General features: G+C 71.7%; 20 protein-coding genes. 11 read left to right on the plus strand and 9 right to left on the minus strand.

The genetic code is table 11. The features are described from left to right. Positions 1–190 precede the first annotated feature (190 nt). The 5 genes from ACIQGQ_RS00955 (at position 191) to ACIQGQ_RS00975 (ending at position 5,197) form a co-directional block, all read left to right on the plus strand. Positions 191–1,162: an SPFH domain-containing protein gene (locus tag ACIQGQ_RS00955; protein WP_402389032.1), complete on the plus strand. Its 972-nt coding sequence runs from the start codon at positions 191–193 to the stop codon at positions 1,160–1,162. Continuing rightward, complete coding sequence (locus ACIQGQ_RS00960; RefSeq protein WP_402389034.1) at positions 1,159–1,503, plus strand: hypothetical protein; 345 nt, start codon at positions 1,159–1,161, stop codon at positions 1,501–1,503. The genes ACIQGQ_RS00955 and ACIQGQ_RS00960 overlap by 4 nt, the downstream gene beginning before the upstream one ends. A gap of 84 nt (positions 1,504–1,587) precedes the next feature. Beyond that, positions 1,588–2,112: a PadR family transcriptional regulator gene (locus tag ACIQGQ_RS00965; RefSeq protein ID WP_402389035.1), complete on the plus strand. Its 525-nt coding sequence runs from the start codon at positions 1,588–1,590 to the stop codon at positions 2,110–2,112. Continuing rightward, positions 2,109–2,795 (plus strand): ABC transporter ATP-binding protein, encoded by a 687-nt coding sequence (locus tag ACIQGQ_RS00970; RefSeq protein ID WP_366295453.1) that lies wholly within the window; start codon positions 2,109–2,111, stop codon positions 2,793–2,795. Before ACIQGQ_RS00965 ends, ACIQGQ_RS00970 begins: the two co-directional genes overlap by 4 nt. Then, on the plus strand, positions 2,792–5,197 hold the full coding sequence (locus tag ACIQGQ_RS00975) for an ABC transporter permease (RefSeq protein WP_402389038.1): 2,406 nt from the start codon (positions 2,792–2,794) through the stop codon (positions 5,195–5,197). The genes ACIQGQ_RS00970 and ACIQGQ_RS00975 overlap by 4 nt, the downstream gene beginning before the upstream one ends. Positions 5,198–5,284: 87 nt before the next feature. Here the strand turns inward: ACIQGQ_RS00975 and ACIQGQ_RS00980 are convergent, their stop codons facing one another. Beyond that, positions 5,285–6,262: a hydrogen peroxide-inducible genes activator gene (locus ACIQGQ_RS00980; protein ID WP_402389041.1), complete on the minus strand. Its 978-nt coding sequence runs from the start codon at positions 6,260–6,262 to the stop codon at positions 5,285–5,287. Positions 6,263–6,392: 130 nt separating this feature from the next. Between ACIQGQ_RS00980 and ACIQGQ_RS00985 the strand changes: the two genes are divergently transcribed. Beyond that, complete coding sequence (locus ACIQGQ_RS00985; RefSeq protein ID WP_031083404.1) at positions 6,393–6,947, plus strand: peroxiredoxin; 555 nt, start codon at positions 6,393–6,395, stop codon at positions 6,945–6,947. Positions 6,948–6,959: 12 nt separating this feature from the next. Then, a complete protein-coding gene (locus ACIQGQ_RS00990) occupies positions 6,960–7,493 on the plus strand; it encodes an alkyl hydroperoxide reductase (RefSeq protein WP_402389044.1) in 534 nt (177 codons plus the stop codon). 80 nt (positions 7,494–7,573) lie between these two features. On the opposite strand, the gene ACIQGQ_RS00995 is transcribed toward ACIQGQ_RS00990, so the two are convergent. The 4 genes from ACIQGQ_RS00995 to ACIQGQ_RS01010 form a co-directional block, all read right to left on the minus strand. Beyond that, a complete protein-coding gene (locus tag ACIQGQ_RS00995; RefSeq protein ID WP_402389047.1) occupies positions 7,574–9,004 on the minus strand; it encodes an AI-2E family transporter in 1,431 nt (476 codons plus the stop codon). Positions 9,005–9,138: 134 nt separating this feature from the next. Next, entirely contained in the window at positions 9,139–9,834 is a 696-nt protein-coding gene (locus ACIQGQ_RS01000; RefSeq protein ID WP_366295447.1) for a transglycosylase SLT domain-containing protein, read from the minus strand. Between the two features lie 387 nt (positions 9,835–10,221). Further along, a complete protein-coding gene (locus tag ACIQGQ_RS01005; protein WP_366295446.1) occupies positions 10,222–11,544 on the minus strand; it encodes a PhoH family protein in 1,323 nt (440 codons plus the stop codon). A 295-nt stretch (positions 11,545–11,839) separates the two neighbouring features. Beyond that, complete coding sequence (locus ACIQGQ_RS01010) at positions 11,840–12,601, minus strand: isoprenyl transferase (protein WP_352273621.1); 762 nt, start codon at positions 12,599–12,601, stop codon at positions 11,840–11,842. Positions 12,602–12,803: 202 nt separating this feature from the next. Here ACIQGQ_RS01010 and mgrA point away from each other — a divergent pair, with 202 nt between their 5' ends. Continuing rightward, positions 12,804–13,844 (plus strand): L-glyceraldehyde 3-phosphate reductase, encoded by a 1,041-nt coding sequence (gene mgrA / locus ACIQGQ_RS01015; RefSeq protein WP_366295444.1) that lies wholly within the window; start codon positions 12,804–12,806, stop codon positions 13,842–13,844. A 224-nt stretch (positions 13,845–14,068) separates the two neighbouring features. Here the strand turns inward: mgrA and ACIQGQ_RS01020 are convergent, their stop codons facing one another. The 3 genes from ACIQGQ_RS01020 to ACIQGQ_RS01030 form a co-directional block, all read right to left on the minus strand. Next, positions 14,069–14,533 (minus strand): hypothetical protein, encoded by a 465-nt coding sequence (locus ACIQGQ_RS01020; protein ID WP_402389052.1) that lies wholly within the window; start codon positions 14,531–14,533, stop codon positions 14,069–14,071. A gap of 43 nt (positions 14,534–14,576) precedes the next feature. Further along, positions 14,577–15,377: a class I SAM-dependent methyltransferase gene (locus tag ACIQGQ_RS01025; RefSeq protein ID WP_402389054.1), complete on the minus strand. Its 801-nt coding sequence runs from the start codon at positions 15,375–15,377 to the stop codon at positions 14,577–14,579. Positions 15,378–15,439: 62 nt separating this feature from the next. Continuing rightward, entirely contained in the window at positions 15,440–16,402 is a 963-nt protein-coding gene (locus tag ACIQGQ_RS01030) for a prepilin peptidase (RefSeq protein ID WP_402389057.1), read from the minus strand. Between the two features lie 97 nt (positions 16,403–16,499). On the opposite strand from ACIQGQ_RS01030, the gene ACIQGQ_RS01035 reads away from it, so the two are divergent. Next, the gene (locus ACIQGQ_RS01035; RefSeq protein ID WP_402389060.1) at positions 16,500–16,886 is read left to right on the plus strand and encodes a DUF192 domain-containing protein; all 387 of its coding nucleotides are present in this window, start codon (positions 16,500–16,502) and stop codon (positions 16,884–16,886) included. A 52-nt stretch (positions 16,887–16,938) separates the two neighbouring features. Here the strand turns inward: ACIQGQ_RS01035 and ACIQGQ_RS01040 are convergent, their stop codons facing one another. Continuing rightward, entirely contained in the window at positions 16,939–17,523 is a 585-nt protein-coding gene (locus ACIQGQ_RS01040; RefSeq protein WP_402389063.1) for a helix-turn-helix domain-containing protein, read from the minus strand. 228 nt (positions 17,524–17,751) lie between these two features. Here ACIQGQ_RS01040 and ACIQGQ_RS01045 point away from each other — a divergent pair, with 228 nt between their 5' ends. Both ACIQGQ_RS01045 and ACIQGQ_RS01050 read left to right on the plus strand, forming a co-directional pair. Continuing rightward, a complete protein-coding gene (locus tag ACIQGQ_RS01045) occupies positions 17,752–18,900 on the plus strand; it encodes a zinc-binding dehydrogenase (RefSeq protein WP_402389066.1) in 1,149 nt (382 codons plus the stop codon). Next, positions 18,897–20,324: an APC family permease gene (locus ACIQGQ_RS01050; protein WP_402389068.1), complete on the plus strand. Its 1,428-nt coding sequence runs from the start codon at positions 18,897–18,899 to the stop codon at positions 20,322–20,324. Before ACIQGQ_RS01045 ends, ACIQGQ_RS01050 begins: the two co-directional genes overlap by 4 nt. Positions 20,325–20,453 lie beyond the last annotated feature (129 nt).

Consider the following 20,453-nt stretch of genomic DNA (forward strand, 5'->3'; position numbering starts at 1 on the left):
CCCAGCCAGCTAACACCTTCGGCAAGGACGAAAAGCAAGAGATGCGGTCTTTTGCGGACGTGACAATCAGCACCCACTCCCAAGGGAACCGACTCCCGAGAGGCGTCCAAGGTTGCCATCCGGGGTAATGTGTAATCACATTGCTAGCACCGGGCGGACCAGTCGCCCGGTCTCGGAACGGGGGGACCCCATGACCGGTCACGACATGGCGCGCGACACCACGGCCCAGGACACCGACCTCGCACCCGACGCCCCGCAGATGCCCGAACCGCAGGTGCGGGAGGTGACGGCGCACAGCATCCCCGGCGGCCTCGGCCTGCTGCTGACGGTGCTCGGGGTGATAGCCGGCATCGGCCTCGCGATCGCCGGCGGCGTCGTCGGCTCCAACGGCAACAACGGCGTCGGCGTCCCGGTCTGCGTCTTCGGGGTGCTGCTCGCCATCGCCTCGTTCTTCTGCATGACGGGTGTGAAGATGGTCGCACCGGGCGAGGCCCGGGTGATCCAGCTCTTCGGCCGCTACGTCGGCACGATCCGCACCGACGGCCTGCGCTGGATCAACCCGCTCACCAGCAGCCGCAAGATCTCCACCCGGGTCCGCAACCACGAGACCGCCGTCCTCAAGGTCAACGACGCCTACGGCAACCCGATCGAGCTCGCCGCGATCGTCGTCTGGAAGGTCGAGGACACCGCGCAGGCCCTCTTCGAGGTGGACGACTTCCTGGAGTTCGTCGCCACCCAGACCGAGGCGGCGGTCCGGCACATCGCGATCGAGTACCCCTACGACGCCCACGACGAGGGCGGGCTCTCGCTGCGCGGCAACGCCGAGGAGATCACCGAGAAGCTGGCCGTGGAGCTCACCGCCCGGGTGCAGGCCGCCGGGGTGCGGATCATCGAGTCGCGCTTCAGCCACCTCGCGTACGCCCCGGAGATCGCCTCGGCGATGCTCCAGCGCCAGCAGGCCGGTGCGGTGGTCGCGGCCCGGCAGCAGATCGTCGAGGGCGCGGTCGGCATGGTCGAGATGGCGCTGACCCGGATCGCCGAGCAGGACATCGTCGAGCTGGACGCGGAGCGCAAGGCGTCGATGGTCAGCAATCTGATGGTGGTGCTGTGCGGCGACCGCGCGGCCCAGCCGGTCCTGAACACGGGCACCCTCTACCAGTGACCGGACAGACCCCGCCCCGCCGGACCCCGCCGCAGCGCAAGCAGATGCTGCTGCGGCTGGATCCGGCGGTGCACGACGCGCTGGCCCGCTGGGCATCCGACGAGCTGCGCAGCGCGAACGCCCAGATCGAGTTCCTGTTGCGCAGGGCGCTGGCGGAGGCGGGCCGCCTGCCGGGCGCGGCACGGCCGATCCCCCGCCGGGGCCGCCCGCCGAAGAACCGGCCGGAGGAGCAGGAGACCCAGGGGGTGCAGGGGATGCAGGGGACGCAGGGGTCACAGGGGGCTTCGGAGACCCCGAGGACACCGGAGCCCCGGGAGGCGCCGGAGGCCCCGGAGGACTGAGTTCCGGAAGCCGCCGGGGGCGGCCGATAGCCTATTCACCAGGGGTATACATCGTAGGTATACACACCGTGTAGAGTGCTCCGCATGTCTATCGGCCACACCCTGCTCGGACTCCTGGAGTCCGGCCCCCGCCATGGCTACGACCTCAAACGCGAGTTCGACGAGAAGTTCGGCCATGACCGCCCCCTGCACTACGGGCAGGTCTACTCGACCATGTCCCGGCTGCTCAAGAACGGCCTCGTCGAGGTCGACGGGATAGAGAGCGGCGGCGGCCCCGAGCGCAAGCGCTACGCCATCACCGAGGCCGGGATCACCGACGTCGGCACCTGGTTGGAGCAGCCGGAGAAGCCCGAGCCGTACCTCCAGTCGACGCTCTACACCAAGGTCGTCCTGGCCCTGCTCACCGGGCGGAGCGCGGAGTCGCTGCTGGACACCCAGCGCGCCGAGCACCTGCGTCTGATGCGCATACTCACCGACCGCAAGCGCAAGGGCGATCTGGCCGACCAGCTGATCTGCGACCACGCGCTCTTCCACCTCGAAGCCGATCTGCGCTGGCTGGAACTGACCGCCGCCCGGCTCGACCGACTCGCCATGGAGGTGGGCGCGTGATCCCCGCCGGTTCCCTGCTCAGCGCCGACAGCCTGCACAAGACGTACAACCGGACGCCCGCCCTCGACGGCGCGTCCTTCTCGATCCACCCCGGCGAGGTCGTCGCCGTGCTGGGCCCCTCCGGCTCCGGCAAGTCGACCCTGCTGCACTGCCTCGCGGGCATCGTCACCCCGGACCGGGGCACGATCACCTACGCGGGCCGCGAGCTGTCCGCCATGTCGGACGCCGAGCGCAGCGCGCTGCGCCGTACCGAGTTCGGCTTCGTCTTCCAGTTCGGGCAGCTCGTCCCGGAGCTGACCTGCGTGGAGAACGTCGCGCTGCCGCTCCGGCTGGCCGGGGCCAAGCGCAAGGAGGCCGAGCGCACCGCTCTGCACTGGCTGGAGCGGCTGGAGGTCGACAACGTCGCCGCCCAGCGTCCGGGCGAGGTCTCCGGCGGCCAGGGGCAGCGCGTCGCCGTGGCCCGCGCGCTCTCCGCCTCCCCGAAGGTGATCTTCGCGGACGAGCCGACCGGCGCGCTGGACTCGCTGAACGGCGAGCGCGTGATGCAGCTGCTCACCGAGGCCGCCCGGTCCACCAACGTCGCGGTGGTCCTGGTGACCCACGAGGCGCGGGTGGCCGCGTACTCCGACCGTGACGTCACCGTGCGCGACGGACGGACCCGCGACCTGGAGCACATCGCATGACCCTGCTCGACGAGAAGAACGCGGCGGCCCCGCCGGACGTCCCGCGTCCCACCGCCCCCACCGGCCTCGCGGCCTGGATACGCGACCTCGGCCTCGGCATCCGCTTCGGCGCCGGCGGCGGCCGCGAGGGCTGGATCCGTACCGCGCTGACCGCCGTCGGCGTCGGCCTCGGGGTGGCCCTGCTGCTCACCGCGGCCTCCGTGCCGCACATGCTCCAGCAGCGCAGCGACCGCAGCGCCGCCCGCGCCGCGAGCGTCATCGACTACTCGCCGGGCAAGCCGGCCCCGAAGTCCGACGTCTCGGTGCTGCGGTCCGACGTCGAGACGGAGTTCCGCGGCCGCGTCGTCGAGGGCCAGCTGATGCGCGCGGACGGGGCGCACCCGGTGCGTCCGCCGGGCGTCGACCGCTTCCCCGCCCCGGGCGAGGCCGTGGTCTCCCCCGCGCTGAAGGAGCTGCTGGACTCCTCCGAGGGCCCCCTCCTCAAGGACCGGCTGCCGTACCGGATCGTCGGCACCATCGGCGACCCGGGCCTGGTCTCGCCGGGCGACCTGGTCTACTACGCGGGCAACGACACCCTGACCGACGACCGCGGCGGCCAGCGGATCTCCGGGTACGGCGACCGGAACATGGCCGAGGAGATGCCGCCCATCCTCATCGTGCTGATCATCCTGATCTGCGTGGTGCTGCTGATGCCGGTCGCGATCTTCATCGTGACGGCGGTGCGGTTCGGCGGCGACCGCCGCGACCGCCGGCTCGCCGCGCTGCGGCTGGTCGGCACGGACATCCGGATGACCCGGCGGATCGCGGCGGGCGAGGCCCTGTTCGGGGCGCTCCTCGGCCTCGTGACCGGCGTGCTGTTCTTCTTCGTGGGCCGGGAGTTCGTCGGCGGCGTGGAGGTCTGGAACGTCAGCGTCTTCCCGGCCGACCTGGTGCCCGATCCGCTGCTGACGGCGCTGGTGGTCCTCGCGGTGCCGCTGACGGCCGTGGTGGTGACGCTCGGCGCGATGCGCGCGGTGGTGATCGAGCCGCTCGGCGTCATCCGCAACGGCCGCAGCCGCGGGCGCCGGATCTGGTGGCGGCTGCCGGTGCCCCTCGCCGGTCTGGCGGTGCTCGGGCTGACCGGCAAGGTCGACGCGTACGGCCCGGTCAATCCGTACCCGATCGCGGGCGGGGCGGTGCTGGTCCTGGTCGGGCTCGCGCTGCTGCTGCCCTGGCTGGTCGAGGCGCTGGTGAACCGGCTGAACGGCGGCCCGGTCTCCTGGCAGCTCGCCGTCCGCAGGCTCCAGCTGAGCAGCGGGGCGGCCTCCCGGGCGGTCAGCGGGATCACGGTGGCGGTCGCGGGCGCGGTGGCGCTGCAGATGATGTTCGCCGCGGTCGGCGACGAGTTCAACAAGATGATCGAGGAGAACACCTCGGGGGCGCAGTTCTCCTCGTACTCCGAGCAGGTCCCCCGGGACGGTGCCACCCGGACCGTCGAGGCCCTCCGGGAGACCAAGGGCGTGAAGTCGGTCGTCGGCATGGTCACCGTCTACGTCACCCACCCCGGCAGCTCCGAGGACGAGGAGGTCCAGCGGACCACCAGCCTGACCATCGCCGACTGCGCGAGCCTGCGGAAGATGGCCGACATCGGCGCCTGCGAGGACGGCGACACCTTCGTCTCCCACCCCGCGAAGGACAAGGACATGTCGCGGTGGATCGACCGGACGGCCCGCAAGGGCAAGGACGTCCTGATCGAATCCGGCGGCTCCGCCGGGAAGTCGGTGCGGTGGACGCTGCCCGCCGACTCCCGGACCGTCACGGCCCGGAACACCGTGCTGGGCGACGGGGCCACCGGCATCCTCGCCACTCTCGGCGCGGTGGACCCGAGCACCCTGCCGGACGCGACGACCGAGGCGCAGATCACGATCGACCCGAGCGTGCCGGACGTCGGGGAGTACGTGCGGAACACGGTGGCCCGGATCGACCCCACCGCACGGGTGTCGACCTACCAGTCGGAGGCCCGGGACAAGAAGTACGCCAGTGTGCAGCGCGGCCTCCAGGTCGGCGGCACGGCGACGCTGCTGCTGATCGCGGCCTCGATGCTGGTCTCCCAGCTGGAGCAGCTGCGTGAGCGCAAGCGCCTGCTCTCGGTCCTGGTCGCCTTCGGGACCCGGCGCTCCACGATGGGCTGGTCGGTGCTCTGGCAGACGGCGGTGCCGGTGGTCATCGGCCTGGCGGTGGCCATCGCGGGCGGGCTCGGCCTGGGCGCGACCCTGATCTACATGATCGACAAGGAGGTCACCGACTGGTGGCTGTTCCTGCCGATGACCGGTGCGGGCGCGGCGCTGATCGCACTGGTGACGCTGGTGTCGCTGCCGCCGCTGTGGCGGATGATGCGGCCGGACGGGCTCCGTACGGAGTGACCGGGCGGTGAGGGGGAAGGGGCGCGGCCGTGCGGGCCGCGCCCCTTCGGCCGTCCTGCCGGTGCCGCCGCTTCCCCCGGGCGAGCCTCAGGCGTCGGGCCGGTCCCGTACGCCGTCCGTCACCCGGACCGGCAGCGCGGCCATCGCCCGGCGCAGCGCCGCCGCCAGCTCCTCGAACTCCTCCCGCCGCGCCGCCCCGGTGCGCATCCCCAGCGCGACCCGCCGCGACGGGGCCGGTTCGGTGAAGTAGCCGGTGGCCAGGGCGTCGTTGCGGTCGGTCTCGACGGTGAGCGCGGTACGCGGCAGCAGCGTCACCCCGAGCCCGCCGGCGACCAGCTGCACCAGCGTGGAGAGCCCGGCGGCGGTCGTGGTGACGGGGGCGCCGGTGGTGCGCCCCGCCTCCCGGCAGATGTCCAGGGCCTGGTCGCGCAGGCAGTGCCCCTCGTCGAGCAGCAGCAGCGGCAGTTCGCGCAGCGCCTCGCGCGGGATGTCGGCGCGCCCGCCCAGCCAGTGGTCCTTCTCCATGACCAGGACGAAGTCCTCGTCGAAGAGGGGTAGTTCGGTCACCCCGGGCACCCCGAGCGGCACCGCGAGCAGCAGCAGGTCCAGCCGTCCGGCGGCCAGTCCGTCCAGCAGCGAGGCGGTCTGCTCCTCGTGGACCTGGAGGTCGAGCTCCGGATAGTCCTCGTGGACCAGCCGCAGCACGGTCGGCAGCAGATACGGGGCGACGGTCGGGATCACGCCCAGCCGGAGGACCCCGGTGAACGGCGCCCGGACCGCCTCCGCCTCCTCCATCAGCTCACCGACCGCCTCCAGCACCGCCCGCGCCCGCACCGCGAGCCGCTCCCCCGCCGGCGAGAGCAGCACCTTGCGCGTCGTACGCTCGATGAGCCGGACACCCAGTGCCTCCTCCAGTGCCGACACCGCGCCGGAGAGCGCCGGCTGACTCATCCCGATCGATGCCGCCGCGTCCCGGAAGTGCAGGCACTCCGCGACGGCGACGAAGGCACGCAGCTGCGAGAGGCTGGGCTGTTTGGGGCGAGTGCCCTGATTGCTCTGCACCACTGATAGGCACCTCCGATCATCACGACCAAGTGTAGCTATTTCCGTGATCAATGCACTCTGTGCCAAGGTGGATCTCGTCCAACCCTCAGGAAAGCCCCAAAAGGGATTTCCAACGCTGCAAGGAGAGCGCGTGCTCACTGTCGGTGACAAGTTCCCCGAGTTCGACCTGACTGCTTGTGTCTCGCTGGAGAGCGGCAAGGAGTTCGAGCAGATCAACCACAAGACCTACGAGGGCAAGTGGAAGATCGTCTTCGCGTGGCCGAAGGACTTCACCTTCGTGTGCCCCACCGAGATCGCCGCCTTCGGCAAGCTGAACGACGAGTTCGCCGACCGTGACGCGCAGATCCTCGGCTTCTCCGGCGACTCCGAGTTCGTGCACCACGCCTGGCGCAAGGACCACCCGGACCTGACCGACCTGCCCTTCCCGATGATGGCCGACTCGAAGCACGAGCTCATGCGTGACCTCGGCATCGAGGGCGAGGACGGCTTCGCGCAGCGCGCCGTCTTCATCGTCGACCAGAACAACGAGATCCAGTTCACGATGGTGACCGCCGGTTCCGTGGGCCGTAACCCCAAGGAGGTCCTGCGGGTCCTGGACGCCCTGCAGACCGACGAGCTGTGCCCCTGCAACTGGACCAAGGGCGAGAACACTCTCGACCCGGTCGCGCTCCTCTCGGGCGAGTGAGCTGACGGCGACATGGCACTCGACGAACTGAAGGCCGCCGTTCCGGACTTCGCCAAGGACCTGAAGCTGAACCTCGGTTCGGTGATCGGCAACAGCGAGCTCCCGCAGCAGCAGCTGTGGGGCACCGTCCTCGCCTGCGCGATCGCCTCGCGCTCGCCGAAGGTGCTGCGCGAGCTGGAGCCGGAGGCGAAGGCCAACCTCTCCGCGGAGGCGTACACCGCCGCGAAGTCGGCCGCCGCCATCATGGCGATGAACAACGTCTTCTACCGGACCCGGCACCTGCTGTCGGACCCCGAGTACGGGACGCTCCGCGCCGGCCTGCGGATGAACGTCATCGGCAAGCCCGGTGTGGAGAAGGTCGACTTCGAGCTGTGGTCGCTCGCGGTCTCCGCGATCAACGGCTGCGGCCAGTGCCTGGACTCGCACGAGCAGGTGCTCCGCAAGTCCGGCGTGGACCGGGAGACCGTCCAGGAAGCCGTCAAGATCGCCTCGGTGATCCAGGCGGTCGGCGTGACCCTCGAAGCCGAGGCCGTGCTCGCCGAGTAGGACTCGTACCCGCCCGACCGGCGCGTATGGTGGAAGGGCCCCGTGGACGACCGACCGTCCACGGGGCCCTTCCGTATGTCCTAGGACCTGTCCTGGGCGTCCTTCGCGTCGTCCTCGCCGTCGTCGCGTCCGGCGGGGCCGGGCGGTGTGCCGGGGGCCGGTGTCGGGGCGACGTCGAGCGCGGTCGCCCCGCGCGGCGGCGGGGCGTGGCGCAGGGCCTCCTCCTGCCCGTACGCCCGCAGATAGCCGACCACCGTGTTGGTGACCGCGACCAGCGGCACCGCGACGACCGCGCCGCCGATGCCGGCCATCAGGCCGCCCGCCGCGACCGAGAGCACCACGGCCAGCGGATGCACCCGCACCGCGCGCCCCAGGATGAACGGCTGGAGCACATGGCCCTCGATCTGCTGCACCGCGAGCACCACCGCCAGCACCATCAGCGCGGTGAACACGCCCTGGGTGACCAGCGCGACGACCACCGCCAGCGCCCCGGAGATCACCGCTCCGACCAGCGGGATGAAGGCGAAGAGGAAGATGAAGACGGCCAGCGGCACCGCCATCGGCACATCGAGGAAGAAGATCCCGAGCCCGATGAAGAACGCGTCGATCAGCGCGACTATGACGGTGCCCCGCACATAGGCGGTCAGCGTCCGCCAGGCCCGCGGCCCGGCCCCCGCGACGCCCGGCCGGGCCTGGGCGGGCACCAGCTTCAGCACCCAGTGCCAGATGCGCCGGCCGTCGTAGAGCAGGAAGAGCGTCGAGAACATCGCCAGCAGCATCCCGGTGAGGACCTCCACCATGACGGTGACGCCCTGGAGTCCGGCCGTGGTGATCTGCTCGGTGTTGGTGCCGATGGTGTCGCTGAGGTTCTTGGCGACGTCGTTGATCTGCTGCTCGGTGACGTGGAAGGGGCTGTCGAGCAGCCAGTGCTTCAACTCCTCGATCCCCGTCTGCACCTTGGCGGAGAGGGTGTCGAGGTTGTCCATGACCTGCCAGACCACGAACCAGCCGACCAGGCCCATGATGACGAAGCCGAGCACCGCCGTGACGGCGGTCGCCAGTCCGCGCGGCAGCCCGCGCCGCCGCAGCCGGGCGACGGTCGGCTGGAGCAGGGCGGTGACGAGCAGCGCGGCGACGAAGGCCAGCACCACCAGCTGTACGGCGCTGATGATCCACATCAGCACCCAGAGCGTGCCCGCGAGGACCAGCAGCCGCCAGCCCGCCTCGGCGGCGACCCTCATCCCCCAGGGGATCGCCGCGACCGGATCGGGCCGGGCGGCGACGGAGGGCGCGTACGAGGGCGGCGGCGGCACCCGGTCCCTCGCGGCAGCGGCGGGAGGAGCGGGCTCCTCCGCCTCGTCCCGGACGGCCGGAACGCCGGTCAGGACGTCCTCCGCCCCGGGCGGGGGCGGCTCCTTGCGCTCGGTGTCGGCCCTGCGCCGCTCCAGCCGGTCGCCCAGCTCGGTCAGTTCGCCGCCCAGCCGGGAGAGCCACCCCGGAAGTTTCGACATGTGCGTTCCTCTTCCCCCGTCGTCTCGCCGCCGCTCCCCGACCGAGCCGCGGGAACCGACCGTACACGCGTGAAGCCCCCCACCGTGGAACGGCGAGGGGCTTCGTGGCGCTGGGAACCGGAACCCAGGGGGTTCTAGTACCAGTTGTGCTGCTGCCAGAAGGACCAGGCACCACACGGGCTGCCGTAGCGCCCGTTCATGTAGTTGAGGCCCCACTTGATCTGGGTGGCCGGGTTGGTCTGCCAGTCGGCACCGGCGGAGGCCATCTTGGAGCCGGGCAGCGCCTGCACCAGACCGTAGGCACCGGAGGACGGGTTGGACGCCCGGTAGTTCCACGTGGACTCGTGGTTCACGATGTTGCTGAAGCACTGGAACTGGTCGGCGGGGACCATCTGCCGCGCGATCGCCTGGACGTCGGCGGCGGAGTACGAGCCCTGCGTCGCGAAGCTGGAGGCGCTGCGGATGGACGAACGGTTGGCCCGCTCCTCCTTCTCCTTGCGCTCCTGCTCGACCCGCTGCTCGGCGGCCGCCTTCTTGGACTTGGCGTCCTTGGCGGCCTGGATGCGGGCCGCTTCCTCCACGGACTTCTTCGCGGCGGCGTCGGCCGCCGACGCCTGGGCGTCGGCCTGCTGCGTCAGCGAAGCGGTCTGTACCTGGGCCTGCTGGCCCGCGGGAATGTCTGCGAGCAGCGTGGTGTCGGCTGCGGTCGCCTCGAAGTTGTTGTCATCGACAGCGGGAGTGCTGCCCGACGCAACGCCCACGACGGCGCCAACGGTGGTTACGGCGGTGGCGGATGCCACGGCGAACCCCCGGACCGAGATCCGGCTCACACGGTGTCCTTCCAGCATCGTCCGCTTAGGTGACCTCGCGGACGCAATCGTGCCCCTGACGCTGGCCTCCCTACTGCTTGGGTCACGGGAGGCACGGGCCCGGTGGGCGGCTCCCGGAGGAGCGCCGCGTGGTACTCGCGGGCGGCATACGGACGGCGTCTGTTGAGTTGTGCGGTGCATGGCACCTCGAAAGGTGCGGGTGTGCCGTATGCGGGGCCTGACGGAAGCAAGACTCTGCCGGAACGGCACGCCGGGAAGCAATTCTCTGTTGCGTGTGAAAGCTCACACCTCGTTTGGAGCAGACGATTTCCGGAAACAGCGCCGTGACGCGACGCCGCCCGGCTAAGCTGCTTCGCTCGCCGGGCGGCACCAGGTTCACATCTCCGGTCAGATCTGCCCTTCCTCCAGCATTTCGGTCACCAGGGCGGCGATCTGCGAACGCTCGGAGCGGGTGAGGGTGACATGCGCGAAGAGCGGATGCCCCTTCAGCTTCTCGACCACGGCGACGACTCCGTCGTACCGGCCGACCCGGAGGTTGTCCCGCTGCGCCACGTCGTGGGTGAGGATCACCCGGGAGTTGGCCCCGATCCGGGACAACACGGTCAGCAGGACGTTCCGTTCGAGCGACTGCGCCTCGTCGACGATCACGAAGGCGTCGTGCAGCGAGCGGCCCCGGATGTGGGTGAGCGGCAGGATCTCCAGCATCCCGCGCCCCAGCACCTCCTCGATGACCTCGCGCCCGGCGACCGCCGAGAGCGTGTCGAAGACGGCCTGTGCCCAGGGGCTCATCTTCTCGGCCTCGGTGCCGGGGAGGTAGCCCAGCTCCTGCCCGCCGACCGCGTACAGCGGGCGGAAGACCATCACCTTCCGGTGCTGCCTGCGCTCCAGGACGGCTTCGAGACCGGCGCAGAGCGCCAGCGCCGACTTGCCGGTGCCGGCCCGGCCGCCCAGCGACACGATGCCGACCTCCTGGTCGAGGAGGAGGTCGAGCGCGATGCGCTGCTCGGCGCTGCGGCCGTGGATGCCGAAGGCCTCCCGGTCGCCCCGCACCAGGCGGACGTTGCCCTCGGCGGTGACCCGGCCGAGCGCCTTGCCGCGCTCGGACTGGAGGACCAGCCCGGTGTGCACGGGCAGTTCGGCGGCCTCGGGGACGTACAGCGTCTCCTCGCCGTAGAGCAGGTCCACCTGCTCGCCGGAGAGGGAGAGCTCCGCCATGCCCGTCCAGCCGGAATCGGTGATGGCGAGCTCGGCGCGGTACTCCTCGGCGAGGAGGCCGACCGAGGACGCCTTGATGCGCAGGGGCAGGTCCTTGGAGACGACCGTGACGTCGTACCCCTCGGCCTGGAGGTTGCGCGCGACCGCGAGGATCCGTGAGTCGTTGTCCCCCAACCGGTATCCGGCGGGCAGTACGCCGGGGTCGGAGTGGTTCAGTTCGACGCGCAGCGTGCCGCCCAGCTCCCCGAGGGGGATCGGGGCGTCGAGCCGGCCGTACCGGATGCGGAAGTCGTCCAGCAGGCGCAGGGCCTGCCGGGCGAAGTACCCGAGCTCCGGATGGTGGCGTTTGGCCTCCAGTTCCGTGACCACGACGATCGGGAGCACGACCTCGTGCTCGTCGAAGCGGGTCATGGCGTTCGGATCGGCCAGCAGGACGCTGGTGTCGAGAACATAGGTGCGCCTGTCGGGAATGCGGCGCTTTGTGCTGGTCACCACGGAAGGACGTACCCCCTCGGACGAGGTTGGGGTGCGACGGCGTCGCGGAGCATCCCAATGGGAGAGGAATGACCGGGCAGGGACCCCGATGCACGGGCCGGGCACCGGCCCTCCGCGTCGGCCGCGTCGTTCGTACGGTCCTCCGTGTGCAAAGGGCCTCCCCGGCGAGCGGACTCCATGCCGCTCACTTGGACACGACGTCCGCCTGGTTCCTGACCGGACGTCGACCTGTCTGGGGTATTCCCTCGAACAACCGAAGCCATGCCGCCCGGGGCGGGCGGGCCGTGTGTGACGTTCAGCCGCCGTAGCGGCGTCCCCGGGCTGCGTAGTCGCGCAGCGCGCGCAGGAAGTCGACCTTCCGGAAGGCCGGCCAGAAGACCTCGCAGAAGTAGTACTCGGAGTGCGCGGTCTGCCAGAGCATGAATCCGGACAGCCGCTGCTCGCCGCTGGTGCGGATGACCAGGTCGGGGTCGGGCTGGCCGCGGGTGTAGAGGTGCTCGGAGATCATGTCGGTGGAGACGATCTCGGCCAGGTCCTCGAAGGAGGTGCCCTTGGCGGAGTGGTCCAGCAGCAGCGAGCGGACCGCGTCGGCGATCTCCTGGCGGCCGCCGTAGCCGACGGCGACGTTGACGAGTATCCCGTCGACGTCGAGGGTGGCCTGCTCGGCCTCCTTGAGCACGATCTGGGTGTGGGAGGGCAGCAGGTCGAGCGTGCCGACGTGGTGGACCCGCCAGCGGCCGTCCGCCGCGAGGTCGCGCACGGTGTTCTCGATGATCCCGAGGAGCGGCTTCAGCTCGGACTCGGGGCGGTCGAAGTTGTCGGTGGAGAGCAGCCAGAGCGTGACGACCTCGACGTCCGTCTCGCTGCACCAGCCGAGCAGGTCCTTGATCTTGTCCGCGCCCGCCTGGTGCCCCTGCGCGGCGGTCCCGCCGGACGCCTTCGCCCAGCGCCGGTTGCCGTCGAGGATGACGCCGATGTGCTTGGGCACCTGGGTGAGGTCGAGCCGGGCCTCCACCCGGCGCGCGTAGAGCCCGTACACCAGGTCGCGCAAGTTCACTGAGTTCACCCTCTCGGTTCCGTGCGGGCCCGACCGCCCCCCGCTGCCCGGGTCCGGGGCCGTCCCCCCTGGGGTCGCCGCACCCGCCCGCGGGGCGCGTCGCCCCGCCGTGCCGTGGTGGTCCCCGAAGCCGCCACATTACTGCGCGGGCGGTGCACCGGCCCAACCTGGTCTGTCACAAGTCCGTGATAAGCAGAGAAACGTGACTGATTCTTCCTTTCCCCACCGGGCCTCCGACACCCGATACGACTCCATGGAGTACCGCCGCACCGGCCGCAGCGGTCTCAAGCTGCCCGCCGTCTCCCTCGGCCTCTGGCACAACTTCGGCGACGACCGCACGCTGGACTCCCAGCGGGCGATCCTGCGCCGCGCCTTCGACCTCGGGGTGACCCACTTCGACCTGGCCAACAACTACGGGCCGCCGCCCGGCTCCGCCGAGCTGAACTTCGGCAAGCTCTTCCGCCAGGACTTCGCCCCGTACCGGGACGAGCTGATCGTCTCCACCAAGGCGGGGTACGAGATGCACCCCGGCCCGTACGGCGAGTGGGGCTCCCGCAAGTACCTGCTGTCGTCGCTCGACGCCTCGCTGAACCGGATGGGCCTCGACTACGTCGACATCTTCTACTCGCACCGCTTCGACCCGGAGACCCCGCTGGAGGAGACGATGGGGGCGCTCGCCTCCGCCGTCCAGCAGGGCAAGGCGCTGTACGTGGGCGTCTCCTCGTACAACGCGGAGCAGACCGCCGAGGCCGCCCGGCTGCTGCGGGAGATGGGCGTACCGGCGCTGATCCACCAGCCGTCCTACTCGATGATCAACCGCTGGGTCGAGGACGACGGGCTGCTCGACACGCTGGAGACGGCCGGGATGGGCTGCATCTCCTTCGTGCCGCTCGCCCAGGGCCTGCTCACGGGGAAGTACCTGAAGGGCATCCCGGAGGGCTCCCGGGCCACCCAGGGCAAGTCGCTGGACCCGGCGCTGCTCTCGGACGAGGTGGTGCGCCGGCTGAACGGGCTGAACGGGATCGCCGAGCGGCGCGGCCAGTCGCTCGCCCAGCTGGCGCTGTGCTGGGTGCTGCGCGACAGCCGTATGACGTCCGCGCTGATCGGCGCGTCGAGCGTGGCGCAGCTGGAGGAGAACGTGGCGGCGCTCGCCGGGCCGCCGCTGTCCGAGGCGGAGCTGAAGGAGATCGACACCTTCGCCGTGGACACCGCGGGCACCAACATCTGGGCCGGGCGCGGCTGACGGGACGGGTGGTTCCGCGGGGCCGGTGCGGCCGGTGCCGCGGGCCCAAAAAAACGGGCCGGTCCGTGGGGGGGGATACGGACCGGCCCGAGGGGGGGTTTCCACCATAACCCTTCGTAAGTGCCGACGCGTGCCACGCCACACAACAATCACTCTCCGGATACACCGTGGATGCGGACAGCTTCCGGTCCGGCGAGCGGGGGGCGCGGCGGCGGGCCGGGTGGTCAGGTGGTGGACGGGGCGCCCCGGTGGCCCCGGGTGAAGCGGACCGTCACGGTGTCCCCGCCGCCGACCACGAAGCTGCCGCCCTCGCAGCGGATCACGGCCTCGCGCACCTGTCCGTTGGCGTCGCCGCGCTCCTCGGTGCGTACGACCGTCCAGCCGCCGTCGGGCGGGGGCGGCAGCCCCGGAAGGGTGGCGAACTCCCACTGCCCGGACGGTACGCACCAGTCGGGCAGCCGGGGCCAGACCCCCGGGCCGATCCGCAGGCTCCAGTCCGAGGCACAGGTCAGCAGCAGCGACTGGCCGTCGGCCAGCAGGAACTCGACGGCCTCCGGCTCCGCCAGCAGCCCCTCGGGGCGGTAGACGACACCGAGCACCCCGACGATCCGCGCGCCGCTGAGCCAGTCGGCCCGGCGCTGCCTCGGCACCCTCGGTGCCCTCGCCACGTCCTCGTTCTCCGCCCGCATGGTCGGCTCCCTCCCCAGACGCCCGCCGTCCAGGGTCGCATCCTCACCGGGGCCGCGGGGGCCGCACCGGTTTGCGCGCCTCGATCAGGAACCGGGTGGTGTGGGCGGTGAACGGGCCCTCGGTCTCGATCAGATGGTGCAGTTCGGCGAGGCGGGGGCGGTACTCCTCGACGGTGAAGCCCGGCACCATCCAGATCACCTTGCGCAGGAAGTAGACGACGGCGCCGATGTCGAGGAACTCGGTGCGCAGCCGCTCGGACCGCAGGTCGACGACGTCCAGCCCGGCCGCCTCGGCCGCCGCGCGGGCCTGTTCGGGGTCGCGGGCGCCGCGCACCCCGGGGGGCTGCGGGCCGAGGAAGTACTCGACGAGTTCGAAGACGCTGGCGGGGCCGACCTGCTGCGAGAAGTACGTCCCGCCGGGGGTGAGGACCCGGGCGATCTCCTGCCACCAGGTGGTCACCGGGTGGCGGCTGACGACGAGGTCGAAGGCGTTGTCGCCGAAGGGCAGCGGCGGTTCGTCCGGGTCGGCGACCACGGCCGCGCCGCGCGGGTGCAGCAGCGCGGTGGCGCGGGCGATGTTCGGCGGCCATGACTCGGTGGCGACGGTGAGCGGCGGCAGCGCGGGGACGGCGGCGAGGACCTCGCCGCCGCCGGTCTGGATGTCGAGGGCGGCCGTGGCCCGGCCCATGCGCTCGGCCATGGCGCGGGCGTACCCCCAGGAGGGACGCTCCTCGGTGGCGCGGCCGTCGAGCCAGGAGAAGTCCCAGCCGTCGACGGGGGCGGCGGCCGCCTCCGCGACGAGTTCCTCGAACCGGGCGCGCTCTGCTTCGGATGCTGCGGACATACGGGCATGGTCGCAGCGGGGCGCCGGGCGGCGCGACCGGGTATCCCGGGGACCGGTCCGGGTCAGGCGGCCAGGGCGCCGAGGAGGATGCCCAGCAGCGCGCCTGTGATCATGAACGGGCCGAACGGGATGCCGGTCTTGCGCCCGGCCCGCCGCAGGACCATCAGCCCGAACCCGTACGCCGCGCCGAGCAGGAATCCGGCGAAGCCTCCGGCGAAGACCATGGCCCAGCCGTACCAGCCGAGGACCGTGCCCAGGGACAGGGCGAGCTTGACGTCGCCGAAGCCCATGCCGTTCGGGTTGATCAGGAAGAGCAGGAAGTAGAAGCCGCCGAGGGCGGCGCCGCCGAGCAGCGCGGTGGGCCAGGAGCCCGCGTGCTCGGGGAGGAGCGCGGCGAGGCCGAGGAGGACGGCGGCGGCCCCGGCGGCGGGCAGGGTCAGCCGGTCGGGCAGCCGGTGGACGCGGCGGTCGATGGTCGCGAGGAGTACGGCGACGGGAGCCAGCAGCAGCCAGGCGGCGAGTTCGGGGCGGGGCCCGGTGGCCGCGCCGAGGGCCGCGCAGGACAGCGCGGTGACGACGGGGACCAGGGCGCCGGGGGCATACCGGGCGGGGTGGGGGCGGGTTTCGCCGGGGCCTTCGGCGGGCGGGTCGCTGGGCGGCTCGGTCTGCTGCTCGGTGGAGCCGTCGGCCGGGGCTTCGGCGGGGCGGGCGGTCCGCTGCCCGGTGGTTCCCCCGAACGGTGCCTCCGCGGGCGCCTCGGCGGTTTCCGTGAGCGGGTTCTCGGCGGTTTCCGCGCGCGGGCCCTCGGCGGGGACGCGGTCGGGGGCGGCCGGGGACGTGGCACAGGCCGTGCAGCGGGTGGAGCCGAGCCAGCCGCCGGCCGGGCCGGTCAGCGGGTGGCCCGCCGGGCAGGCGTCGCGCCAGGGCTCCTCCGGTTCCACGGAGAACCGGTAGGCGGCGCGCGGGACCAGCAGTCCGGCGGCCGCGCCCCAGAGAGCGGCGAGCACTGTCAGCATGGCGTCCACAAGGGCGACCCTAGGCGGGGCCCGGAGACGGGTCATGGGTCCTGGGGCCCACTGGGCTCCGTTCCGGACCCAGGATCCGTCACTGGGCGCTACCTTCATGGCCATGGCTCAATGGCGCAATGGCACAGGCACGTTGACGGTCACCGACGGACAGGGCGGGCGGGGTGAGGCGATACCGCTGCGGATCGCGGCCTCCTACCGGGCCCGCAGCCGCGGTCTGCTGGGGCGGGACGGGATCGACGGCGCCCTGATGATCACCCCGTGCGGGAGCGTGCACAGCTTCCGGATGCGGTTCACCATCGATGTGGCGTACCTGGACCGGAAGTTCCGGGTGGTGGCGGTCCACACGATGAAGCCCGGCCGGCTGGGTCTGCCCCGGCTGCGGGCCCGGCACGTGATCGAGTCGGAGGCCGGGGCGATGGAGAAGTGGGGCATCCGGCCGGGGGCCGTGGTGGCCGTCGAACAGACCGGGACCGACCGGTAGCGAAGGCCCGGTGCGCCCGGCCGCTCGGCGGGCGGCACCGTGAAGACAGGGCCTACGGCCTGAGTTTCGTGCGGGAGAGCGGGAGGGCCGGGGCGATCGACCAGAGGACCTCGGTCTCCTCCGCGCCGGGGTTGTCCCAGGCGTGCGCGGCCCGTGCGGAGAACGTCGTGGAGTCGCCCGCCTCCAGGAGCCTGGGCTCGCCGTCCACGGTGAGCCGCAGGGTGCCGCGTACCAGGTACGCGAAGACCGTCTCGGCCTCCAGGCTGTACGCGCCGCCGGAGCCGCCGCCGGGGCGCAGGATCGTCCGCATCACCTGGACGTACCGCTCCTCGGCGGGGGTGAGGAGGAACTCCTCGATGCCGTGCCCGCCCATCTCCAGCTTGGCGCCGAGCCCGCCCTTGACGACGTCCTGGTCCGGATAGTCGAAGAGCGTGGCGATGCCGGTGCCCAGGGCCTCGCAGATACGGATCAGGGTCGGGACGGAGACCGAGGTCTTGCCGCGTTCGGCGAGGCTGAGGAAGCCCTTGGTGACGCCCGCCTCCTCGGCGACCTGAACCAGGGTCAGCCGCTGGGACTGCCGGAGCTCGCGCAGCCGCGGACCGATCGTGGACATGTGGCTGTCAGCGGCTTCGGACATGGCGAACACGCTACCTGTCGGAGACGTCACGGGCAGTGGCCGGGGGAAGAGCCAGGTCAAAAGGGATGCAGAAGGGTCTTTACCCATCGAGTTTAGTGCTGTAAAACTTGACGAAAGTTTAATGGCGCTAAACAAGACGCCATGGCGGCCTTCCGTGCCGCCCCCTCGACGGCCGTATGTGCCGCCCCCTCCCCCGTTTCGTTCCGCACCACCCCGAGGAGTAGGCCGATGAGCTCCCCGTCCTTCCAAGAGAGCACCGCACGTACGGTGCGCGGCGTCGTCTTCCGCTCCCCCGGCCAGGACGTGGCCGTCACCGACGTCACCCTGGCCCCGCCCGGCCCCGGCGAGGTCGAGGTGGCCGTGACGGCGGCCGGGGTCTGCCACTCCGACCTGCACGTCATCCGCGGCGAGTGGGACCACCCGGTCCCGGTCGTCCTGGGCCACGAGGGCTCCGGCGTGGTCACCGCGCTCGGCGCGGGCGTCACCGGCCTGGCGGTCGGCGACCACGTGGTGCTGTCCTGGGTGCCGTCCTGCGGCGAGTGCCGGTTCTGCCTGGCCGGGCGGCCCGCCGCGTGCAGCCTGGTCGCCGAGGTCGTGGCGCCCGGCGGCGTGCTGTACGACGGCACCAGCCGGCTCTCCGTCGACGGCGAGAAGGCACACCACTACCTGGGCGTCTCCTCCTTCGCCGAGCGGGTCGTGGTCCCCGCCTCGGGCGCGATCAAGGTCCGTGAGGACGCCCCGCTCGACGTGATCGCCCTGGTCGGCTGCGCCATCGCCACCGGCGTCGGCGCGGTCCGCAACACCGCCGGTGTCGAGGAGGGCGCGACCGTCGCCGTCATCGGCTGCGGCGGCGTGGGCCTGTCCTGCGTGCAGGGCGCCCGGCTGGCGAAGGCCGGCCGGATCGTCGCCGTGGACGTCGTCCCGGAGAAGCTGGAGCTGGCCCGCAGGCTGGGCGCGACGGACGCGGTGGACGCCCGGGACGGCGATGTCGTCGAGGCGCTGCGCGCCCTGGTCCCCGAGGGCCTGGACTACGTCTTCGACGCGATCGGCAAGATCGAGACCACCGAGCAGTCCATCGCGGCGCTCGGCCAGGGCGGCGCCGCCGTCATCGTCGGCCTCCCGCCGACCGGCCGGACCGCCCGCTTCGACCCGCTCGCCCTCGCCGAGGCCGACCAGCGCATCCTCGGCTCCAACTACGGCTCGGTGGACGCCGCCCGCGACATCCCCGCCCTGGTGGACCTGGTGGTGTCGGGTGAGCTCGACGTGGAATCGATGATCTCGGCGCGGCGCCCGCTGGACGAGGCGGGCGACGCCCTGGCCGACCTCGCCGCCGGCCACGCGCTGCGCCAGCTGCTGATGATGGAGGACCGGACATGAGCACCGCCGGAAAGCAGACCGCCCCCGCGCCGTCCGACGGCCTGGCCCACCGGTCCGTCTCCACCTTCGAGGTCGGCGCGCAGAGCGTCGCGAACGTGGCGCCCAGCGCCGTCATCGCCTTCGCCCCCGCCAGCATGGCGGCGTCCGCGGGCAACGGCGCCTGGTTCTCGTTCTTCCTGGCCATGGCCGCCGTGCTGGCCATCGCGTACTGCATCTGCGTCTTCGCCCGCCGCCGGGCCGGGGTCGGTTCGCTGTACGCGTTCTCCCGGCTCTCGCTCGGGCCGTCCGGCTCCTTCGTGACCGGCTGGGCGCTGCTGATCGGCGCGGTGTGCATCGGTTCGGGTTCGCTGGCGGGCGCCGGGTACTACACGGCGCGCGCCCTCGACCAGATCGGCATCGGGGTCTTCACCGGGATCACCGGCCAGATCCTGCTGGACGTGCTGCTGGCCGCCGTCGCGATGCGGCTGACGATCTCCAGTGTGCGCACGGCGGCCCGGGTCGCCTCGGTGCTGGAGGTCGTGTCGATCGTCCTGATCGTGGTCGTGCTGCTGCCCGCGTTCTTCAAGAGCGGCAACATCATCGACACCGACCAGCTGAGCCTGAGCGGCTCCACCCTCGACGGCATCGTCTTCGCCGTGGTGCTGGGTGTGCTCGGCTTCGTCGGCTTCGAGGGCGCCGCCTCGCTCGGCGCCGAGGCCACCGACCCGTACAAGGCGATCCCCCGCTCGGTGATGGGCAGCGCGGTGCTGGCCGGGGTGCTGTACATGTTCGCCACGTACGCCCAGGTCGCCGGGTTCGGCGGGGCGGACGCGCTGGGGAAGAGCTCCGACCCGATGGACGAGCTGGCGGAGATGTCCGGGCTCGGCTTCCTGAAGTTCTTCCTGCACGCCGGGTTCGCCGCCTCGTTCGTGGCCGTGGTGATGGCCTGCATCACCGTCGCCGCCCGGCTGCTGTTCGGCATGGCGAACGAGGGCGTCATGCCGGCCAGGCTCGGCCGTGCCCACCCGCGCCACCGCACCCCGTCCGCCGCGATCTGGCTCATCACCCCGTTCGTCGCCGTCCCGGCGGTGCTCGTGGTCGGCGCCGGGACCGCACCGCTGAACGCGACGTCGTACATCGACACCATCGGTGTCTTCGGCTACATGCTCAGCTACACCCTGGTCTGTCTGGCCGCCCCGCTGTTCGTGCGCCGGATCGGGGCACGGGGGCTGGCCGTCGCCTGGGCCCTCGGCCTGATCGGGGCCGCCGCCATGGTCTACGTCTTCTACCGCAACCTGTGGCCGGTGCCGGAGTCCCCGCTGAACGTGCTGCCGTACGTGTTCGTCGGCGCGCTGGTCGTCGGGATCGCCGGATTCGCCGTCCTGAAGATCCGCCGCCCGGAGGTCGCCGAGCGCGCCGGAACCTTCGCCGACGACCTGGACTGATCTCCGGATCCGCTCCCCCGGCGCGATGCCCCGCCCCACCCCCGCACCCGGCGGGCGGGGCGGGGCATCGCGCGTTGGGCCCGACTTTGGGGCCAAGGGCCCAGGTCACCCGGCTCGTACACCCGTACG

Origin of the sequence: Streptomyces sp. NPDC092952 (assembly GCF_044754785.1) — a bacterium.
In the GTDB taxonomy this organism is placed as follows: domain Bacteria; phylum Actinomycetota; class Actinomycetes; order Streptomycetales; family Streptomycetaceae; genus Streptomyces.

Bases quoted from the DNA above. Each gene is read 5' to 3' on its own strand.
- ACIQGQ_RS00955 (WP_402389032.1), top strand. From the start codon at position 191: ATGACCGGTCACGACATGGCGCGCGACACCACGGCCCAGGACACCGAC.
- ACIQGQ_RS00965 (WP_402389035.1), top strand. From the start codon at position 1,588: ATGTCTATCGGCCACACCCTGCTCGGACTCCTGGAGTCCGGCCCCCGC.
- ACIQGQ_RS00975 (WP_402389038.1), top strand. From the start codon at position 2,792: ATGACCCTGCTCGACGAGAAGAACGCGGCGGCCCCGCCGGACGTCCCG.
- ACIQGQ_RS00990 (WP_402389044.1), top strand. From the start codon at position 6,960: ATGGCACTCGACGAACTGAAGGCCGCCGTTCCGGACTTCGCCAAGGAC.
- ACIQGQ_RS00995 (WP_402389047.1), bottom strand. From the start codon at position 9,004: ATGTCGAAACTTCCGGGGTGGCTCTCCCGGCTGGGCGGCGAACTGACC.
- ACIQGQ_RS01020 (WP_402389052.1), bottom strand. From the start codon at position 14,533: ATGCGGGCGGAGAACGAGGACGTGGCGAGGGCACCGAGGGTGCCGAGG.
- ACIQGQ_RS01025 (WP_402389054.1), bottom strand. From the start codon at position 15,377: ATGTCCGCAGCATCCGAAGCAGAGCGCGCCCGGTTCGAGGAACTCGTC.
- ACIQGQ_RS01035 (WP_402389060.1), top strand. From the start codon at position 16,500: ATGGCCATGGCTCAATGGCGCAATGGCACAGGCACGTTGACGGTCACC.
- ACIQGQ_RS01040 (WP_402389063.1), bottom strand. From the start codon at position 17,523: ATGTCCGAAGCCGCTGACAGCCACATGTCCACGATCGGTCCGCGGCTG.
- ACIQGQ_RS01045 (WP_402389066.1), top strand. From the start codon at position 17,752: ATGAGCTCCCCGTCCTTCCAAGAGAGCACCGCACGTACGGTGCGCGGC.
- ACIQGQ_RS01050 (WP_402389068.1), top strand. From the start codon at position 18,897: ATGAGCACCGCCGGAAAGCAGACCGCCCCCGCGCCGTCCGACGGCCTG.